The sequence below is a fragment of the Bradyrhizobium sp. LeoB3 genome, from assembly GCF_055456055.1.
In genome coordinates, this window is record NZ_JBVBEF010000430.1 from 1 (window position 1) to 324 (window position 324).

1 protein-coding gene is annotated in these 324 nt (G+C 68.5%); it reads right to left on the reverse strand.

Annotation, left to right across the window (positions count from 1 at the left end; genetic code table 11):
* Positions 1-322 (reverse strand): Crp/Fnr family transcriptional regulator (locus tag ACZXDY_RS46625; RefSeq protein ID WP_464350121.1); only part of this gene is annotated, 322 nt, incomplete at its 3' end.
* Positions 323-324 lie beyond the last annotated feature (2 nt).

The window sequence follows — 324 nt, forward strand, 5'->3', positions numbered from 1 at the left end:
CCCTGCCGTGCATCTGGACCGCGTGCCGGATCGTAGGGCTCCGGTTGAAAGCGGCGCGAAATCGCGACGCGGGGATTCGCGAGGCGGTGCCCGCTGCACGAACGACCGCGGTCGTGGCCGAAGGTGACGACCCGAGCACCGAAAGAAGGCCAAGTGCCCCCTCGCGCCCGACGACGGCGGTGTCGACCGTCTGCCCGTCCGCCATGTCGATCATCAGCGAGATGGCGCCGCTGTGAGGGAAGAAGAGATAGTCGATCTCGTCCCCCGCTCGCGCAAGGATCGCGTCCTGATCGAGCGCGACCGTCTCCAGCGCGGGCCGCAACA